Origin of the sequence: Trichocoleus desertorum ATA4-8-CV12 (assembly GCA_019358975.1) — a bacterium.
Classification (GTDB): domain Bacteria; phylum Cyanobacteriota; class Cyanobacteriia; order FACHB-46; family FACHB-46; genus Trichocoleus; species Trichocoleus desertorum_A.
The window spans coordinates 20,524-40,538 of record JAHHIL010000028.1 but is presented as its reverse complement, the minus strand read 5'-3'; the positions used below and the strand labels follow the sequence as shown (position 1 = coordinate 40,538).

Sequence of the window (20,015 nt, the reverse complement as noted above, 5' to 3'; positions counted from 1 at the left end):
GGTGAGTCAATGGTTTTTATGGATGCAGGTGCAGCTCACCGAGTGCAACACGATATCAATCAAATCTGTGAGGCGATCGCCCGACTCCTCGCCAAACTAGACCTCGAGAGTAGTACGCAGCCAGAGGCAATACCTCGGATTGATATTGAGGTCGAGGAAGGGCCAAAACAGGGGTTGTTGGCAGGAGATCCGATGCCAGCACTCGGCGGGCAGGTATCCCCTCCGGTACTAGAAGGGCAACCAGAGCGCTTACGGATCGAAGGGAGGGATTTTGCCGCACTGCCCTACCGGGATTCCGACCCCTTAGGGCTCTCACCTCGAGTGCCTCTCAACTTGGACCCGACTGAAACTTCCGTCCGGATTGAGCTAGGAGATGCGGTGATTGAGCGCCCCCTCCCACTTTTGCTCCCCGCTTTGGAGGAGTTGCGCCCCGAACAAATCATCACGTTACGGCAACTTCTGGAATATCCCATCGAGTCTGAGCGATCGCTACCCGTAAAAATGGCGCACACTGCTGCCCGCATTGAAGTGGACAACATAGAACACTTTGCGATCGCCGATGGGCAGGTTCAGGTGAATACCTTGTACCCAGAAATCGTCAAGATTCAAGCCGACGCGATCGCGGTAAGTCAACTCAACGCCACTCCTGACCAGGTTGAGGATTTATCTCGCTATATGCTTCAGCACTACGCCCCGGAGCAACCGGATGGAGGCCGGGGTCTCTACGTCATGGATGAGCAGCAGGGGGTGGATGTGACGCTCTCTCCCGAGCGAGACATTATCTTGGACTTCGACCCATTCAATTTAGACTCAACCATTCAAGCCCCTGAGAACCTAACGGACGACCTCAATCTCGTCTACCAGCTGCTGAATGAAGAACTGCAACGGCAGCGAAATCTACCACCTCAGGCCCCGATGCCCAAAAAACTGCTAGCTTTTTTCTCGGATACTCCGTCACTCGAAATGCAGCAACGTCCCCTTTCAGAGGTAGAGGCGACGAACGGACAACAGATGGGAAATGTCGAGACCCTACATCACGAGGTGTTGTCCGAGTCGCCTGTGCTTCTAGTATCCGTAGATGACCTTGGGCGACCCACGCCCGCAAGTTCTGTGGTGGGGCACGTTGAAGTTACGGAGGATTTGGTGGAAACTCAGGCGATCCATCAAGCAATCGCGTTCAGGGTGCAACAGGAACAACGACTGGAGCTGGTCACATTAAATCAACTGCAATCCTTTTTTGAGCAAACGGGAGTCAGAGAACTGGAGAGCCCCGAAACGGGAATGGCGATCCAACGACAAGGAGCAGGCTTAGTTGCCAGTACCTCCAATGGCCACCTTCTGATCCTAGATGGCGATCGCGTTCAGACGAATTTCACCCCCACAGAAATTCAACAACTGGCAGAGATGGCACAAGAAGCGACGCTGGCCTTAGCTGCTGATGAAATAAGCAGTGACACAATCCAACCATTCAATCGAGAAATGGAGCGAGGTTAAATATGGTAGACCCCGACGCCTTACCCCTTCAATGGCAACAATGGTGGCTGCAACAGCAAGCCGCATCGAATGCAGTACTCCCGCCCGATAACCCGGATGCGGTGTTCGACGAAGAGACTCCGCCCGTCATGCGCGAGGAAGACCCAGACCTAAAAGCCAAGCTCGACGAGATGTTTGGCATCGAATCTCGACTCCCATAACCCAATTAGTCAATTTATGAATGAGCGTAAGGAAGCCCTGATTCGGGCGTTCCACAGTTCGCTATTGCAAGGAGAACATTACGCCCGCATTAACCGGGCGCGGCAGCAGGCCGAGGCGGTGTTGGGAGAGCGTATTCCCCCTGGCAGCGCGCTCACTAAAGTGGTGGATGAGGCGATGGAAGCGGCGCTCGTCCGGGTCGCTCCTATCTTCATTGCAGGATCAGCCACGACTCACCAGGCCTACGACAAGCTTATTGACCTGATGAATCGCCAGCCTGTTCTCGGCGTTCGATCTTCTACCTCAGTCCTACAGCAGGCATACAGCACTCCTATTCCGATTGCCTATCTAGCTTCCACTCTAGCGGGAATCAATCCAGAAACCACCGTCTATGAACCAACAGCTGGAAATGGTGCCCTACTCATTGAAGCCAATCCTGCCCAGGTCATTGCCAACGAGTTGAACAGCGATCGCCATGCCGAATTGACCCAGCGAGGTTATCGCCAACTCACCCAGTTTGATGCCAGTCAGTATCGTCCAAGCGAAGCAGTGGATGTTGTGATCGCCAACCCACCGTTCGGACCCATCCACGATGAGAAGGGCAGAATTAAACGCTTTGCCATCCCTGGCAATCGGAGGGGCACTCGTCAGATCGATCAGGCGATCGCCTTCAAAGCCTTAGAAGCCATGAAGGATGACGGTCGAGCGGTACTGATCCTCGGAGGCAAGCTGGGATTAGACGAAGATCTCCGCTCGAATCGCTACAACGCCATTGAGAGCCGAGGCTTCTTCTACGCTCTCTATCAGCAATACCAGGTTACTCAACATATTTCGATTTGGGGTGATCTTTACCGCAAGCAGGGGGCGGGTTTCCCGATCGACCTGATTGTAATTGAGGGCAGAGGGCAAGCAGTCAGAGAGTTACCAGCCGCCGATGTCCCGCCCATTTATAAATCCTTCGATGCCCTCAAGGAGCTACTCCCCAATGAACCCATCCAGCAACCAGCAACCAGATTATCAGGATTACGCGAGCTACCCATCCGTTTGGAGCCCAGAATTAGGGGATCAGGAATTATTGATGGTCAAAATCCCATGGGGGATGAGCCAGATGAGCGAGCGGGATTACAACCGTCTGATGATGCTGCGAATTCAGTGGCTAATTCACACCTGGATGGAGCGCAGTGGCGAGGATCAGGTGCAGACGCACCGCAGACTCGCTCAGGGGTTGAGGAAGCTTTATCTCCAGGAGTCTCCCAGCTTATACGAGAACTCCGAGACTCAGGAACTCGAGGCCCTATGGTGGTGGACCGAGGAATGGGCAGAGACATTTCTGGAACGCAACGAGACATTCAGGATTCGATTCTCGGAGACGGAATTAGATTTTCCCTTTCCCATTCAGCCAAGCAGCCCAGAGATGCAACAGGGCTTGCAGGAGGACCACGACAATTTCACGCTGGAGAACTGGCTATCCAATCTGACCTACGGCATGACCAGCGATTAAACCTTTATCCCAATACAGCAGTAAGGATTCGACCCATGTCAATCACAGAGCAAGAGCATCCTAGCTCGGATGCTCCATTGAATGTGGCTTACATTCCCCGCAGCCAAGGTAGAACACCCGGCACCCTAATTCCAGCCAACATGGCAACAGCAGCTCAGATTGCCCTCGACAAATTAGAGCAAGTTGTGGGTGATGTTGATGCCTTTGTGCAGCAGCGGTTGGGGTATGAATCCAAAGAGCAGATGTGGCAGTATCTCTACGCTGAGCAAATTGATGCAAATGCTCTGGCGTTTTGGCAGCGCGATCGCAACAAAGTATTTCTCAATGGCGACCAAACAGGGAATGGAAAGGGACGCTTCTGCGCCAGCCAAATTGTGGATGCCATTAACCAGGGATACATTCCAATTTTTGTCACCCAGAAGCCCAACCTCTATGTATCGATGCTAGAAGACTTGGCAGACATCGGTAAACCAGGCGTCACAATCTTTGCAACCAATAGCAACACAACGTTGGATCTGCCAGATGGAACGAAACTAAAAGCAGTCTCCCCACCCCAGAAGCAGGCAGAAATGCAACAACTTTTAGAACAAGGAATGGGGGGATATCACGCAGTTTTCACCACCTACAGCCAGCTGCAAACCGTTCAGAGCGAAGAACCCTTTCGTCGGGATCTTTTGCGATCGCTCGCTCCGAAAGCCGTTTTTATTTTTGATGAGGCTCATGAAGCGGGAGGCAGTATTGGAGAAAAAGGATGGAAAATTGCCAGTGCAGCCCCGGATCGCGCTGAATTCGTGCGAGAACTAGTCGATCGCTGTGCTGGAGTAGCTTTTGCCAGTGCCACCGCTGTTAAAGACCCCGCTGTGATGGATCTCTATGCACGGAGATCCGATGCTACCGCAGCAGTGACGGACATTTCATCCTTGCAGCGAACTCTCAAAGAGGGGGAGTCCCACTCCAGCAAATGATGGCCACCAAATTTGTGGCCTCCGGTCAAATGCTCAGGCGAGAGCGATCGTTTGAGGGGGTCACGTTTGCCGCCAAGACGGTTGGGGTCGATCGCGAGATTGCGGATAGCATCTCTGGCATCATGCGGGCGATCAGTCAGTTTGATTTAGTCAAGGAAAAGGCTGTTCAGAAACTCAGCAAACAACTGAAGAAAGAAGCCAAGGCCGCCAGCGAAGATAACTCGATTGGGCAAACCGGGGCGAGATCGACCCACTTCACATCGTTGATGAACAACGCGATCGATCAAGGCTTGCTGTGTCAGAAGGCTGAGGCAACCGTGCAGGAGGCGATCGCAGCAATCGAGCGAGGGCAAAAACCTGTGATTGCGGTTGCCAATACGATGGCAGCATTCATCAAACAGTACGCCGATGATCACAACTTGAATCCGGGCGATGCCATCAACATTTCCTTCGGGGATGTTCTCGGTCGCTACCTGGAACGCTCCCGTGATGTCACGATTAAAGATTACGAAGGAAATGCCATCCGCAGGCGGATGACGGATGAGGAGCTAGGAGATGAAGCACTCGCAGCATATGAAGATGCGAGTGCCTTGGTTGATGAAGTAGATCTGTCTACCATTCCCCTCAGTTCCATTGACTATATCAAGTGGCGGCTCGATCAGGAAGGCTATCGGGTTGGCGAGATTACCGGACGGCAGCACACGATCGATTACACCTCCACCGGAGAAAAAGGCTATGGCTTTCGCTCAACCAAAGAAGTTAGTCCAAAGGCAAAGGTTGAAACGGTTAGTCAATTCAATGGAGGTTTACTCGATGTTCTCATCCTCAACCGCTCTGGTGCAACAGGTATTAACCTTCACGCCTCTGAAAAATTCGTGGATCAGCAACAGCGACACATGATCATGGCGCAACCTGAGCGCGACATCAACCAGGTGATGCAGATGTTTGGTCGTGTCAACCGCTTCGGGCAGGTGGTGGAACCAGAAATTACGCTACTGATGAGTGATCTCCCGGCTGAGAAGCGCTTAGGAGCCATCCTGTCTAAAAAAATGGCGACACTCAACGCCAATACAACTGCCGATCGTGATTCCGCGTTATCCGTTTCCAATGTGGTGGACTTCCTCAATCCCTACGGTGAGGAAGTCGTTACTGAGATTTTGGAAGACAACCCAGAGTTAGAAGCAAAACTGGCGTTTCCCTCTGAGGGGCTCCAGGGGGAAACAGATACAGAACTGATTAGTCGGGTGACGGGGCGAATTCCCTTGCTTCCAGTCAAAGAGCAGGAGGAACTCTACAGCTTGATTGAATCGGAAACGCTAGATCTGATTGCTCAGAAGCAGGCAATGGGGGAAAGTGTGCTGGAGGCCCAGCAGCTAGATCTCGATGCTCGGACGATCGCTCAGATGGAAGTTATTTCAGACGAGACGACGGTTCGCAACGAGTTTACCGGGCCTGTTTACCTAGAAGTGGTCGATGCCAAAGTTCCGGTTAAACCGTTCACTCAACTGGAAGTCATCAACACCGTTCGGGAAAACCTGGGGTTGGCGCGAGTCAAAGCTGTTGCTGAACATGATTTTGGCCGAGCTGAAGAGGCCGCAACTCAGCAGATTCGGCAGCAGAGTGAGCAATTGCGACAAGTGACTCTACAATATCGCTCTGACATCCTTCCCACGAAGCATGACAAGTACGCTCGAGACAAATTCATAGAACGGCTCAATAGCCAGTACACTCATGTCACTCAGGTGCTTAAGCACTTTCCACCCGGGCGATCGGTCCGTGTCGTGTCGCCTGAAGGCAACATCACCTATGGCGTGGTGGCCAAGGTATTTCAGAAAGGGCAAAACGGCAGTCCTGCCGCCCCTACTAACTGGCGAGCTGAGATTCTTACCGATAACTATGCCCGTATCCTCACCATCCCTCTGACCCGCTTCAACCGAGGCAAGGAGGGAAAAGCAACAACCATCACGGCCCAGGAAACCAACTGGGAGGGACAGGATATCTATGCGGCATTTGATTTGCGGCAAAAGACCAAACGCCTGGAGCGACAAATCTTTCAGGGCAACCTGCTCAAAGCCTATGAAAAATACCCTAACGGCAAGTTTTTAAACTATACCGACCACACTGGAGGAGTGAGGCAGGGTTTAATCATGCCTGCCAGCTTTGATATTCAAGAATCCCTGCGCAATGAACCGGTCACCTTCCATGACCCCAGACAGGTGAAAGTCTTTTTGACGGAAGTCACGGGCTATCAAGGCTCTGTCAAAACCCTTGATGAAGTTCTGACGGTTAAATCCCAGGCGGCGGCTCGGCTTGGCAGTAGCGCTGCTGGCTTTGTCCTGCAAACCCCAAACTCCGGCCTTGGGGCTCGCTTCTCTCTCGACCCAACCCTGATTGCCGCCTGTGGCAGTGACTTTTACTCGGTGAGCGATCGCATGGAGGTCGTCGTTCCAGTAGAACGAATCGATCAGGTTCTCAATGTGTTGATCAGTGAGCAAGGATACGCCTTGGCTACATTTGATTTCAAAGACAAGGCGCGGGAGTTTCTAGGCATCAGGCTACCAAAACTTCAAGTCATCTCCAATACACCAACTGGGGTAGAACCTTTTTTAGAGCACTATCCAGAGCGCGATCGCTTAGGGTTAACACCGGAGTTCATGCGCTTAGGAATCCAAACCGAAATGCAGGGAGAATTAGAGCGGGCGCTGAACGCTTCTACCGTAATCGCTCCGGATGCAGCATCACAGTTGTCTGAAGCAGAGACTGATTCTCTCTTGCCTCTTGCCGAAGCACCATCCACAGGGCCTCTCCCATCGCTGCCAGAATTGTTTGAGCAGGCAGACCAGTTGATGGGGCATGGGGATGAACAAATCCCATTCGGAGAAGATCTTCCATCCCTGCAAGAATTGTTGGAACAGGCGGAAAAACTAACCGGCAAGGAGAGTATTCTACCGGCTAAAGAGCAAACAGGAGGTGCTGAACGCAATGTTGCGAAGTTGCTGCACGAAGCTGGATTAGCCTCCCTGGTTCTGCAAGGGGAAGACTTCCATCTGCGAATTGAGAATGGACCGTATATCCCCCTGGTGGTCGAACGACACGCCAGCCAACTCTACTTCACCCACTATCTGGAGCAGAACGGTGACACCTTGATTGACTCTGAGATGGTGTTTGGGATTCACCCAAATGGTCGGCTTCAGTTTCAAGAAACTGCGGTGCAAAATCCCTTTCGAGGCGGTGAATCCCGTTACCCAGATCGTGGCTTTGCTCAACTCTTCTCGCGTAACCTCCTGCACCAAGGGTTTGCCGAAGCCGCACGGGAAACTTTAGCAGCACAGCGACTAGAGCCGGAGCTAGACGTAGCTACTAAAACTGACATCACAGAAACCACACAGCTTCAGGCGCTTGGAGAAATCGTAGAACTTGAACTTCCAGTGTCCCCAGAATTAGAGACTCCAGCAGCCTCAGATGAGTTTGAGGTAGTACGGGTTAGGACAGTAGACCAGTTAGCACAAATCATCCCTCGCTTGAGTGGTGTTGAGAGGCTGGCGATCGACACCGAGACATCGGGACTTGATCCGCATCAGGACCAGGTAGAACTAATTCAGCTTGCTGCCATCGATCAGCCTGTCACCCTGATTCAATGCGCTAATTTCACAGCAGAGGAGTTACACCTCCTTAATGAGGTATTGGGAAGTGATGCCGAAAAGATTATCCAGAATGCTTCATTTGATCTCCAGATGCTCAAATCCATTGGGCTAGAGGTCAAAGGACCCCTCTTCGATACGATGCTCGCTTCCCAAGTGATTGGCGCTGGATTGAATCAGTCTCATAAACTCGAAGCGATCGCCCATCGCTATTTGAATGTGGATCTTGATAAAACTGAACAGATAAGCCATTGGGGCGGCGAGTTAACCCAGAGCCAGATTGAGTATGCAATCAAAGATGTGGAGGTATTGCTACCGCTGCGAGATGCTCTAGCAGAAAAACTAGAAGAAAAAGGGCTGGCTGAAACTGCTCTGCTGGAGTTCCGTGCGGTGATAGGCGTGGCCGAGATGGAATGGAACGGCATGGCGATCCATCGAGAGAATTTGCAAGCCTGGGCACAAACGTTGCGGGATCAAAAATCTCGCTTAGAACCAGAAATTCAAGCCCTCCTCCAGCAAGCAGAGGTGATTCAGCCGTCCCTATCAGATGACCACTTGCCCACCATTAATCTAGAAAGCTCAAAACAACTGCTCCCAGCACTTCAGCAGTTGGGCATTCCAGTCACCAACACCCGCAAGGAAACGCTCATCCCCTTGCAGGAGCAATACCCCGTTGTCGCTCAATTGTTGGAGTATCGCCGGACGGCGAAAGCCCTGTCCACTTACGCAGAAGGGTATGGGAAGCTGATTCACCCTTCAACGGGGCGACTTCATCCTCACATTAACCAGTGCGGGGCTGTGACCGGGCGCTTTAGCTGTACCAGCCCGAATCTCCAAAACGTCCCCCGTGACCCTCGCATCAAAGGTTGTTTTGAACCGGCTCTTGGCAATGTTTTGATCAAAGCCGATTACAGCCAGATCGAACTGCGGATTGCTGCTGAAGTCAGTGGGGAGTCCCGCATGAAAGCGGCGTACCGAAATGGACAAGACCTCCATGCCCTCACAGCCAGCCTGCTTCTCCATAAAGGAGTGGATCAGGTCACAAAAGATGAACGGCGACTGGCAAAGGCCGTGAACTTTGGGTTGATTTATGGCATGGGGGCACCAGGATTTCAAAGTTACGCCCACAGCAACTATGGAGTCACCCTCTCTCTGCCCCAAGCCGAGCAATATCGCAGCCAATATTTCAAGACCTACCCCGGCCTAATCGATTGGCACGATCGCGTCAAAGCTGAACAGGCAAACTCTTGTCGAACCTTGGGCGGACGGTTACGCCAATGGGACGGCACAGCCCCCTTCACCGAAATCATTAATGCTCCCGTCCAAGGCACATCAGCAGACATTACCAAGCTGGCGATCGCCGAGTTGCCGGAAAAACTGCGAGGAACTGGAGCAAAGCTGTTGATGCAGGTACACGACGAAATTGTTTTGGAAGTGCCAGCCACCCAGGCAGATCGGGCAGGGCAAGTTCTAGTACAAACAATGGTGGCAGCTGGGCAGCAGTTCTTGAAAGAGGTGCCCGTTGAGGTCGAAGCGATGATTTGCGAGAACTGGGCAGGACGCAATGCCCGACCTGTCCCAATGCTTGAAGCAGTCATTTCAGCCAAAGAAGTAGAACCTCATCCCAGTCCGCCTCCAGCGAGGAGTGAAGAGATGAAGCAGCTGGCAGCAACCCTGCGCGAGTTGCCGCTGGCTCAGGTTGCCCAAAATCTAGGGTTAACTCAGGACAAACGTGACGCTCAGAAGTGGACCAATGAAGGGCATACCCTCAGCCTTTACAACAATAACCACCGGTTTTCAGACTGGGCAACAGGTGTGACGGGCAAGTACGGGGCGATCGATCTGGTCATGCACGTTCAGGGAAGTAGCTACAAGGACGCACTTTCGTGGTTGGCAGAAGCCCAGCATCTCCCACAAATCCCTGAACAGACCGAACTCCAGAAACGCCCACCCACTTGCAATGTTCGAGACGAATCTCAGTGGCAGGCGGTACAGCAGTATCTCACCGAGGAGCGCAGACTCCCACCAGAAATCGTTGAGGCATTGCATCAGCAAGGCATCATCGCAGCAGACTCTCGACAAAACGTTATGTTCTTTCGCCATGAACTCCTAGATTCCTTTGAGTGCGGTGCCGCAATCGGGGCAAATCTCCGAGGCACAATCCCTAATGCAGACGGGGAGTTCTTCAAAGGGCTCACCCCTGGAACCAGACGGGAAGACGGTTTCTTCTGGATTCAGCAGGGAGACGGAACAATTGATCGCGTGGTTTTAACGGAATCTCCAATCGATGCCATTGCTTTTGCCGCAATGGATGAGTCACGAGACATGGGGGCAACTGTTTACCTGTCTACGGATGGGCGAGGAGCGATTCCCGTGGCTACCATTCAACAGGTACTCGACGGAGGTGGCGAACTCATTTTGGCCCAAGATAGCGATCGCGATGGCAACCGCCAAGCCTGGAGTGTTGTACCACAGTTCCCCGAGCATGCCTTGATTCGGATTCAACCAGAGGGGTATAAAGATTGGAATGATTGCTTACGGGATATTCCTCAACCTGCCTGGGAGGGTCAAGCAGCATGCGATGGGCTGTGGAACTGGTATCAGGTCACCGAGCTGGAGGAGCGCTCTGAGATCGCTCAAATTGCCACTGAGTTTTTAGCCCCGAAAAACCCACGCCCCCTAACAGACGTAGAATTAGCGGCGATCGCTCAAGCAACAGATCTGATCCAAAAGGGTCGAACCGATGAAGTATCTCCCATGCCCGCAGCCTCCAGAGAAGCTGAATTAGCCAGAGGACTCGAGATCTTGGCAATTGCTGAACGGGCTTATGCCTTCGCAGAGCAGATTGGGCATCTCCAATTTGAGGGGGGGTTCTGGACGGTTCAGGGACATCATTTCGATATCGGCTACAACCCAGACAATGACAATTTTTTTGTCATGGGGAAAGGGGAAAGCCAAATGACGGCTCAACGCATTGGGTCAGAACTTGATCCAGCTACCACAGCCGATGTGAGCGAAGCGGATTTGCAAGCGTTTCGAGAAACTGCTGCGGCGTTAACCAAGCTAGGCGTCCAAAGCCAGCAGTCCCCTGCTGAGACCGTAGCCATCGCCCAAGCGAAGCTAGAAGCCCTAGAAGAGAGAGGTCAAGAGACCCGCTTCGAACCAGCAATCCCGTTGAATACCACTGCTTCTGAAACAAATCAGCCGACCCGATTAGTTTGGGAACCGTCCGGTCGCGCTATCACTCCGACGAACGCTGCCTCTTTGGGAAAGCCAGCTCCACAACCGACCCTAGATGAGATGCGGTTGTGGTACATCCAGGCGCGGGAGATTGGGCAGTCCGATCGCTATTTGCAACGGATTGAGGAGGTGGGTAAAGCCCTTGCCCAGGAGCAGCAACCTCTGAGCGCAAAGGCATTGCAGGCAATGGCGAAAGACCAGGCAAAGTGGCTTGCCCAAGTCGAAACGGTGGTTGCCCAGGCTCAAACCATTCTGGCCCTGAAGGGACAACCAATGGCAGGGGGCATGTTTTATAGCGGTCAGCAGTGCCTCCTGTTTGAACGCGATGGCCTGCTAGCAGCGACGGCTCTAGGACGAGGAGTGCAACCGACCGAGGGCGATTGCCAGCAGTTACCCACCGAGATGTTGTCCTGGGGACGGGGGTTAATCCTCAAAGTGGAACAGGGCAGGGTTGATTGTAAAGCGACCCGAATTACCAATAGCGATGCCGCTCGATTTGAACGGTTTGCTCAACAGCTTCAGTTAGCGGCACACAACCCAGCAGTCGTGGCGAGTTATGAGCGATAAAAATAATACCTGGACAAAGCGGAGAAGCTCCGCAGTATGAGAGCGTCATGCTACGGCTGGATCACTAGGAGTTTGCCTCGCTTTCAGAACCTGAGAGGCAATGGATCGCGAAGCAGCATGGGCGACCATTTGCCAATCTTCTGGGCTCAACAGCTCAGTGAGCACTGCCACCACTTGGGGCTGAGTCAGTTTGTGAGCACAATCGCCTAGAGCCACGGCTGCCGAAATTTGTCCGATCGCTATCTGTTGGCTGGGAGTTGGCGCGACAAGATGCTCCCGAATGAGGCGGCGCGCCACAGTATAGGCCTCTTCAAACCCTGCGCCTAAATTCCAGGATGCCATCCACTGCTGCAAGCCTGTAAACAAAATCGATTGCACCTGCATCTGCTGTCGCATTGGTTGGGATTGCCCCGGCTCCATCGCATTCACAGCGCGATGATATCCTTGCATCGCCAGCCCCGCTTCCACCTGACCCCTGACAGCTTCTTCCATTTGAGCTGATTCGTGCAACCAGGCATCCGCGCCGCACAGATCCATCAGATCGCCTGTTTGGGCATATTGGATAGCAAGTGTCTGGTCGTCCATGCAGGATTGTTTCCCAAGGAATGATACTTTGAGTCTAGCCTCGAATCAGGCTGTACTCAAAGTATATCAAGCCTGCTTTGTCAGAGTCTGGCCCATATTCCGCCATCTGATTGCGGCGGTAAAAGCCTGCTGAACCGGGAAGTGCATGCAGCCCCACTCGACCGCCATAGCCCAGTTCTAGGCTACGTTGTCGCGCAAACAGCAGAAGGGATCGGCCCACTCCTTGCAAATAAGGGGGATCTTCGAGATATCGACGATTCCAAGGAGCCACCGCCAAAGCTTCTACATAAACCAGGCGATCGCGCTGCGGCAAGACAGAGCGATGCCATTGGGTTTCCAGCCACATCAGTCCTTGGGTGAGGCTCTCTACTTCGATCACGTAAGCTTCATATCGAACGGCTTGATCGGCTTGTTGCAGTTTGTAATTCCATCTCCAGTCGCGATCGGCTTGGTTTGTCACACTCAGCATTCCTTGCCAGATCGTTTCAAAATCCTCCAGGTGGCGCTCCCTCATGTCACAAAGGAGCCCAGCTACGATTGCTCCTGTACCACTTAGTAGTTGAATTGATCGTTGCATCCTGAGGAAGCAGGTTGAGTTTCTCGGCTCTGAAATTCAATCACAGCAATTTTCCCACGTTTGGGGTGAAGGAGTGGGAGAAACTTACAGACTCTAAAAGTTTGGCAATTTCTAACCTCGTAATCGCTAGAAGCAATCTACTGAGGTAATTTAGTGGGTTGCTTAGAAACAGTTAGATTGACATCTCAATTCCATCTGCCGATCTCCTCAGTGCCATTTCTCTGACATTTCAGATTTTTACAGTGACCGCATGACTCATCTTTCCTAGCGTCATGCTCTCACTGCTCAACCGAATCCAGTCTATTCTGAGTTGCTTTTGCCTTGCTTTGGGGTTCCTATTTTTGGCTACATCTCCCGTTCAAGCCCAGGTGGCCTCAGCATTACCCGTAACGTCTGACGCAACGGGACAGTACGCTCCGGCTTGGGATCAAGTTTCCTTTGCCTCCCTTCCGCCCTTTGACAGCACCGGGAACTTGAACGTACCAGAAGATGCAGATGGACAGCTTGACTACACCTTGTCGCGCTCATGGCAGGCAGGAGACTCTGTCTTGAATGTGCTGAAACTGGGGGATGTTCAAGATGCTTTTAATCTTGGCAGTTTTACGCTTGGCGATGGCGTGCGGCTGGGCGGGGTTGACCCCACCATTTTGAGCTTGAGCAATTTTAGTTTTCTCAAGGAAGAAACTATTGCTGGCTTGGTGAACCAGATACCCGCGATCGCGGGATTCAAAATCAGCGAGGTCAGACCGCTCTATGACCTAATGGCCCAAAACATCCCCAATGTTGCCCAAACCCTTTCACAGATGGGTAATTTTAGGGTCTGGACAGAGCAGCCGATCGCTGCATTAGCCAAGATCCCAGCAGTCGGCAATCTCTCTCTCAATCACCTGGACCTGAGTCAGTACAGCTTCACGCAACTGCCAGGGCTGGAACAGGCGACCTTGAGTAGCATTCGGGATTGGAAAAACCTCCATCTGGCCCAAATCCCAGGACTGGGCCATGTCCCTTTTTCTGCCTTCTTCAATCCCGCTCAGTTCCTGGGTCTGATCGCCATTCATGATGTGACCTATGGGGGTGATAGTGCACACCAGGAGTCCCGCTGGACACCCACCCAACACAGCATCACGGGCAGCTATAAGGTGGGCTTCAATTATGAGTGCGCTCAAGCCCAAGGGTGCGATTACCTGGAACTGAGTTCACCAATTTCGCTGGGAACTGCGGGCGACCCGACCCGGCTACATGGAGCCAGATGGATTCGAGGAGGCAATGGCGCGGGGGGGCAGATGGTACCAGGGGGGCATGGGGTATTAGGAACGCTCAATGGGGGTCAAGAGCCCACAGGAAGACACCCATTTGGCAAAGCCTTTAAGGTCGTGCTGACGGATACAGACGAATCGACGGGAACGGGAAAGTTCGGACTGTACTTTCGGGTGTGCCATCGCAGCGCCTTTGTCGATCTCGGCTGTACCCCTTACTTCATTGGTCCAGTTCCCTGGTTTCCCACTCACGAGAAGGGCAAAGTTCTCGTCGGACTGACTGAGCTCCCACCGCCATCCGGGATTCAGGAACCTGAACTTCCCCCGGAAGTGCAAGCAATGATTCACCAGTATGACCCAGGCACAGCCTCAGATCAGGGCAGTCAGATTTGCCAAGTCAATTCCACAAAATTAGATGCGCTCAGTCAACAGGTTCTGGCCTCTCTACCCAGTAGCAAGCAAGCTCAAGCCATCAAAATGGTTCCCTTAATTATGCAGTCTTGTGCTAAAGCAGGCGTGAGTGATCCAGCGCAACTGGCTTATATTCTGGCCACTGCGCAACATGAAACCGACTTTTGGAACACGATGGATGAGTACAGCCGCCATCACTATGACGAGTGCGGCTGGGGTGAAGGCATGATTCAGGTGACCTGGTGTGACAAAAAACGCTTTGTTCTCCAGCGCTTAGGCTTATCCGCTTACCGAGGGATCAGGGACAGACGCTTGACTCAACCCGCGATCGCGGCAGATGCCCTGTGTCGAGGGATGAAAGAAGGCTGGTATGGGCACATGCGCCCCCTCGCCCAGTGTATTGCTGGCGGCAAAGCAGACTATCGCTGCGCGCGGCAACAAGTGAATGGAACTGACCAGTGGCAACTGATTGCCCGATATGCTCAAACTTTCCAAAAGGCTTTGACCTCTAGTCGTCGTTTGACGACCACGGGCACAACCGCTCTCACTTGTAGCAGCACCAGTCAAGGCAGTGGCAAAGGAACGGGTCAATTGCAAAACCCGATTCCAGGTGCTCCAGTCACGAGTGAATTTGGCCCTAGAGCGTCACCTTGTGCGGGGTGCAGTTCTCTCCATCGCGGCATTGATTTAGGAGTTCCGAGCCACACTCCCGTTAAAGCCGCAGATGGAGGCACAGTCGTGTACTCAGGCTGGATGAGTGGTTATGGCGAGACGGTCATTGTCGAGCATGGCCGGGGACTGATGACGCTATACGCGCATAACTCAAAGCGGCTCGTCAAAGTGGGTGATGCCGTTTCAGCAGGACAAATCATTACTCGAAGTGGGCAATCAGGGGTGGGCACAGGACCCCACTTACACATCACCGTGATTGAAGGAGCCACTCCTGGCAACCCCTATAGCGGTCGCGAGGTTGACCCCAGAAAGTACATCAAGTTCTAATCACTAGAATCAAAGGCAGCATCATGAAAAAAGCTTTGAAGCAAACAATTGTATTTGGATTAATGACCTGTCTCACGACGCTCATGGTCATTGGAAGTGGGCACATCGGACAAGCTCAACCAGCCTCAATTCCAGAGTTCGTAAAACCTTGTATTCCTAGTCGAGTTCGGCCACCCATTGTCCGCACAGAATTAATCGCTCAAGCCTCGTCAAAGGAAAACACTTACTTCCTGCTTTACACCTTTCATCCAGATGAAGCAGGCGGAACTGATCTCGTCATTTCAGTCGTAGGCTCACAGTGCCGGGAAGAGTTTTACAACGCACCGGGTGATGCTGTCTCCTTAACCCAAATTGTTGAGCGAAATGTGGCCAATCAACTGGCACTCGGTCGTTATCAAAACGAAATACGGCGCTGGGGTCGGGCCAAAGTACAAGCGAATGTCAATCGCGTCATCGCGGCTCAGGGCCTTTTCTACCCAGAAGACCTTTGGGCACTCAGGCAACTCGGGTTCAAGCTACCTGCAAATACACAGGTGAGCCAATAAGTGTCACAGGTTTCATGTCAGAGTTGGGGTCAACAACCATGAGATTAAGATTTAAGTTAGGACTACTCGCCATCTTGCTGGGATTCAGTTTAGGGGGTGGATTGGCCTTGCAAGCGTTCACACAGCAAATTCCTCCCTCGATCTCAAATGCCTCGACCCTCTTCGCTCCGGTACATCCCACCTTGAAGCGCACTCAGATTCCTCTGCGCCTGCCCACCTATCTGCCTCAGAACTTGCAGATAGAAGCCAACTATGAACCACCCCCCATTCAAGCTGTATTGCCAGAACAACCTTCCAATCGGGGGTATGAAGTCGTCTTAGGCTATTCCCCCACCTGCTCTGGTGGCAATGCCTGTCGCTTTGGTACGGTGACAGGTCATCTGAAGCCTGCTCAATCGATTGAGTCTGAGTATGCTTGGGTGCGCCGCTATCCAGGCGTGAAGTCCCAAGAACCGATGCAAAAAGTGAAGTTGGCTAATGATATTGAGGGCTGGTTTATCCCCTGGACTTGCGGAGCCAATTGTAGTGATGCCAAAGTCGTTTGGGATGAGTATAGCTACCGCTACTCAATGGGCATCAAGGTGGGCGATCACGCTGCCCTCGTGAAGATGGCAAATTCTGCAATTGAGGCAGGTGACCCATGAAAATCTGGCAATACTTTGTCGTTCTGTTTTGCTGCTGCCTCTGGATGGTCGGGATGCCTCCTGCTGAAGCACTTGACCCGAGCCTGGAACAAGCGGTTCTGGAAATTATTGAGCAGCATCCGGAGGTCATTCTCAAATCTCTGGCCGATTACCAGCAGCAAAAACAAGAGCAGCAAAAACAGGGACAGACCGCAGCGATCGCTCAGGTTCGACCGCAGCTTGAGTACATCATTCGCACCTCCCCATCTCTCGGTGATATTCACCAGGCTAAAGTCACCTTGATCGAGTTTGCCGACTTTGAGTGTCCTTTTTGCATCCAGGCTCATCGATCGCTGAAGCAATTCCTGGCTCAACATCCGGAGGTGGCTCTAATTTACAAGCACTTTCCGCTAACGGACATTCATCCCGAATCCCTACCCGCCGCCAAAGCTGTTTGGGCTGCCGGACAGCAAGGACAATTCTGGCCCTTTCATGATGCGCTGTTCGAGCGACAACCAAACTTGGACGAACCCCTCTACCTAGCGATCGCCACTCGGTTCAAACTCAACCTCGACCAGTTCAACCGCGATCGCCATAGCGATGCTGCAACCCAGGCGATCGCTCAGGATATGCAACTGGCCAATCACCTTAAAATCGAGGGTACTCCTTCTTTTCTAACTTTGAGTTCCGCAGGAGTAAAGCTGATATCTGGAGCAGATTTTCAAGCACTCAAAGAGACGATTCAACAAGCTCCATCACTGCCACGGGTAGGTGATGCTGAGTGAGTTAGCATTGCAACTCCAAGGGAGTTTCCCAGCATTCAGCAACTTGAGACGGAGCTAAACGCCTTGTCTGTAGAGTCCATCTCAGGCTCTACAGAACTAGATAATTAGGATTTCGTTAGAAAAAATAATTGTTCAAGTGGTCTTGGACAATTGCAATCCCTTTGAGGGCAACACTAACCCCGACAGCAAGGCTAAACTCGATTCACTATTAAGGCACGAGCTTTCTTGAGGATTGCTGTAAAATCACAGACACGGCAAGCGTTTAAGGTCATGTCCCTCAATAACCCACTTGCGATCGACAGACAGACGCTCCTTGCTTCTATCCCAGATGAGTGGGAGGCAAAGTTCAAGGAGGAACTTTCGCGATCGCCGATCCTGAAACTGGTCGCCATTCAAATTTCTCAACAAATCATTGAGGTCTACCGTCAACGGGTCGAACTTGCCCTCAATTCAGGAGAAGTTGAGCTCCGCAAGCTCCAATCGCCCTATCTTGATATTAAGAAGGGTAAGAACGGAAAACATACTGTCTCGCTTGAGCGGACCAGCAAAACCACTCGCAAGTCTATCGCTGCTGAAGAGCAAGTAGAACATCTCTTTAAGGCTTTAAACTTCTGGGAGTCTTCGGCTTCCTATATGTGGTTTAACCTGACCAAGATGGCATTCGCTGAGATGGAAAAAGATCTGGGGCAGGTCGTGTTGGAGCAGATGGATGCTCCAGCTCGCTTAGAGACGCTCTACCGCTACATTTTTGATGAAGCCTCTGATTCACTAAAGTCCAACTTTTCTTCGGTTCTGCAAGTTTATATTGACCAGGCAGTTCAACTCATTCTCAATAAATATGATTTACCCAGTAAGAGCCTTCAGGAGCTGGAGTGGCTATCGGGCTTAGGGCAACAAAAAGCAGTTCCAAATGCTCCAGCGACGAGTCCTGATCTGTTTGCCAATGGAATCAGTAGCAATTTTGCGACGTGCAAATTGCTCTGGGAGAGTGTTAATATCCTGACGCAGCGCAGCGACCTCCAGTGGCAACTGGATGAGGATGGCAAGCTAACCTATACTAGTACCCTCAAAGATGGGAGAGGGCGACTGATCTTCTGGGTCACCGATAGCCCAGAAGAGCAATATCCAGAAGCTCTGGCAGGGGAAGCTGCCTTGGCGGTAATTGAGACTTTCGATATCCGGGCGGCTTGCATGCACCTGATCTACGCTGCTCACGTTACTACTCTCGATCGCCCGTGGGAAGAAGAGTTTGTGGTGGATGATGCTCAAATCTCATCCTATCTAGGGCTAGATAAACGGAAAGACCTAACCAAAGAGCAGCGGCTCAAGCTAATCGAGCGCATTTCTGAGCAACCAGCTCAGATCCTCACCTTCCTACACTGGCCTCAACAAGGCAATATTGAAAGCTTTTATGTGGAAAAAAGCCGCCTGTGGGAGGTGGCAATCGGCTATCACGGCCAACGAAATCTCTTAGGAGACATCAAGTGTACCGGGCTGACGATTCGCTGTCGGGCAGGGATGTGGGCCAAGTACTTCCTCAACAAGCGGGGCTCAGAAGAAGGCAATGCCTTTTACCAGTATGGAGTTCTCTCAAAAACCCTTCTGCAAACCATCACTCGCGTCTGGCAACACAGTGAAGGTGCTGCCCGGATGCTGGCATGGCTTTCATTCAGGATGCGTGTTAGCACGAATCAGGTAATGCTGACTTCTACCCTGATGGAAGTTGCCTACGGGAGTGAAAAAGTGATTGCCGCACAACGCAACCGAGACTTACGGAGTGAACTAGCCAATACCTGGGATCGGGATTTATTGGTGTTGCATGAAGCAGGGTTAACTATCGAATTCGACCCGATCACCTACCCAGCCGAAATTCAACCCGATTGGAAAGCAGGGGGGCGAGGTGAAAAGAAACGCCCTAAGGGGTTTTGGGAATTACTTCGAAATAGCCGTCTATACATCCACCCTCCGAGGGAAATTGCGGATGGCATTGCCAAGCTGCGACGGAAGAGGCGAACAATCAGCGCAACCCATCAGCCCGCTACCTCCAAGCCTATCCCAGTTAGCTCAGTCCTAAACGGAGAGCAGATTAAGAGAGCTAGGGAAAGTCAGGGCTGGAGCCAGGAAGAACTGGGCAAGAAGCTCGGTAAAACCAAAATGTGGATTAGCTTGATTGAGCGGGACAAACGAAGTATCAAACCTGAAGATGCGGCTCAATTGAGAGCTATTTTGAACCTCAACGCTTAAGAGTTTACGCTTGTAAACAAAGTAAACAAGTAAACAGGAATGAGTAAACAGTAAACAAAATACCATTTTTTGTTTACTTACGCAGTGCCTAAAATCTTGAAACACTTACATTGTGAGGTTTTCAGCCTGTAAACTGTTGCCCGACCCTAGGGGGCAAATAGATAAACTCTAAGGTGAAACAAACCCAAACTTAAGGGCAACTTGCCCGACCCTCAGGGATAATTTGCCCGACCCTCAGGGATAATTTGCCCGACCCCAGGGGATAAAATTTTTTTTGAAATTCTGAAAAGCCTTTGACAGTAACGCTCTTGGAAAAAGTAAACAAGCCTAATTATTTAAATGATCTTAACGGGGCGTAAACAAAGTGAGCATTTAGATCTGCCT

11 protein-coding genes are annotated in these 20,015 nt (G+C 51.9%); 9 read left to right on the top strand and 2 right to left on the bottom strand.

Going from position 1 to position 20,015, the window contains the following annotated elements; translation table 11 throughout:
* Positions 1-9 precede the first annotated feature (9 nt).
* From KME12_17955 to KME12_17940, 4 genes are read left to right on the top strand one after another with little or no spacing between them, the layout of a single operon-like run.
* Positions 10-1,494, top strand: a complete 1,485-nt coding sequence (locus tag KME12_17955; GenBank protein MBW4489671.1) for a hypothetical protein — start codon at positions 10-12, stop codon at positions 1,492-1,494.
* A 2-nt stretch (positions 1,495-1,496) separates the two neighbouring features.
* A complete protein-coding gene (locus KME12_17950; protein ID MBW4489670.1) occupies positions 1,497-1,694 on the top strand; it encodes a hypothetical protein in 198 nt (65 codons plus the stop codon).
* A 16-nt stretch (positions 1,695-1,710) separates the two neighbouring features.
* Positions 1,711-4,158, top strand: coding sequence for a strawberry notch family protein (locus KME12_17945; GenBank protein MBW4489669.1), 2,448 nt, complete (start codon positions 1,711-1,713; stop codon positions 4,156-4,158).
* Positions 4,155-11,606 carry a bifunctional 3'-5' exonuclease/DNA polymerase gene (locus KME12_17940; protein MBW4489668.1) on the top strand — a complete coding sequence of 2,484 codons (7,452 nt, stop codon included), beginning with the start codon at positions 4,155-4,157 and terminating at the stop codon, positions 11,604-11,606. The genes KME12_17945 and KME12_17940 overlap by 4 nt, the downstream gene beginning before the upstream one ends.
* 45 nt (positions 11,607-11,651) lie before the next feature.
* Here KME12_17940 and KME12_17935 read toward each other — a convergent pair whose 3' ends face one another.
* Both KME12_17935 and KME12_17930 read right to left on the bottom strand, forming a co-directional pair.
* Positions 11,652-12,191, bottom strand: a complete 540-nt coding sequence (locus tag KME12_17935) for a hypothetical protein (GenBank protein MBW4489667.1) — start codon at positions 12,189-12,191, stop codon at positions 11,652-11,654.
* Between the two features lie 34 nt (positions 12,192-12,225).
* Positions 12,226-12,660: a hypothetical protein gene (locus KME12_17930; GenBank protein ID MBW4489666.1), complete on the bottom strand. Its 435-nt coding sequence runs from the start codon at positions 12,658-12,660 to the stop codon at positions 12,226-12,228.
* 449 nt (positions 12,661-13,109) lie between these two features.
* Between KME12_17930 and KME12_17925 the strand changes: the two genes are divergently transcribed.
* The 5 genes from KME12_17925 (at position 13,110) to KME12_17905 (ending at position 19,631) form a co-directional block, all read left to right on the top strand.
* Entirely contained in the window at positions 13,110-15,434 is a 2,325-nt protein-coding gene (locus KME12_17925) for a M23 family metallopeptidase (protein MBW4489665.1), read from the top strand.
* A 23-nt stretch (positions 15,435-15,457) separates the two neighbouring features.
* Positions 15,458-15,979: a hypothetical protein gene (locus KME12_17920; protein MBW4489664.1), complete on the top strand. Its 522-nt coding sequence runs from the start codon at positions 15,458-15,460 to the stop codon at positions 15,977-15,979.
* A 38-nt stretch (positions 15,980-16,017) separates the two neighbouring features.
* Positions 16,018-16,623, top strand: coding sequence for a hypothetical protein (locus KME12_17915; protein MBW4489663.1), 606 nt, complete (start codon positions 16,018-16,020; stop codon positions 16,621-16,623).
* Positions 16,620-17,387 carry a thioredoxin domain-containing protein gene (locus tag KME12_17910; GenBank protein MBW4489662.1) on the top strand — a complete coding sequence of 256 codons (768 nt, stop codon included), beginning with the start codon at positions 16,620-16,622 and terminating at the stop codon, positions 17,385-17,387. The genes KME12_17915 and KME12_17910 overlap by 4 nt, the downstream gene beginning before the upstream one ends.
* A gap of 270 nt (positions 17,388-17,657) precedes the next feature.
* Complete coding sequence (locus KME12_17905; protein ID MBW4489661.1) at positions 17,658-19,631, top strand: helix-turn-helix domain-containing protein; 1,974 nt, start codon at positions 17,658-17,660, stop codon at positions 19,629-19,631.
* Positions 19,632-20,015: the final 384 nt, after the last annotated feature.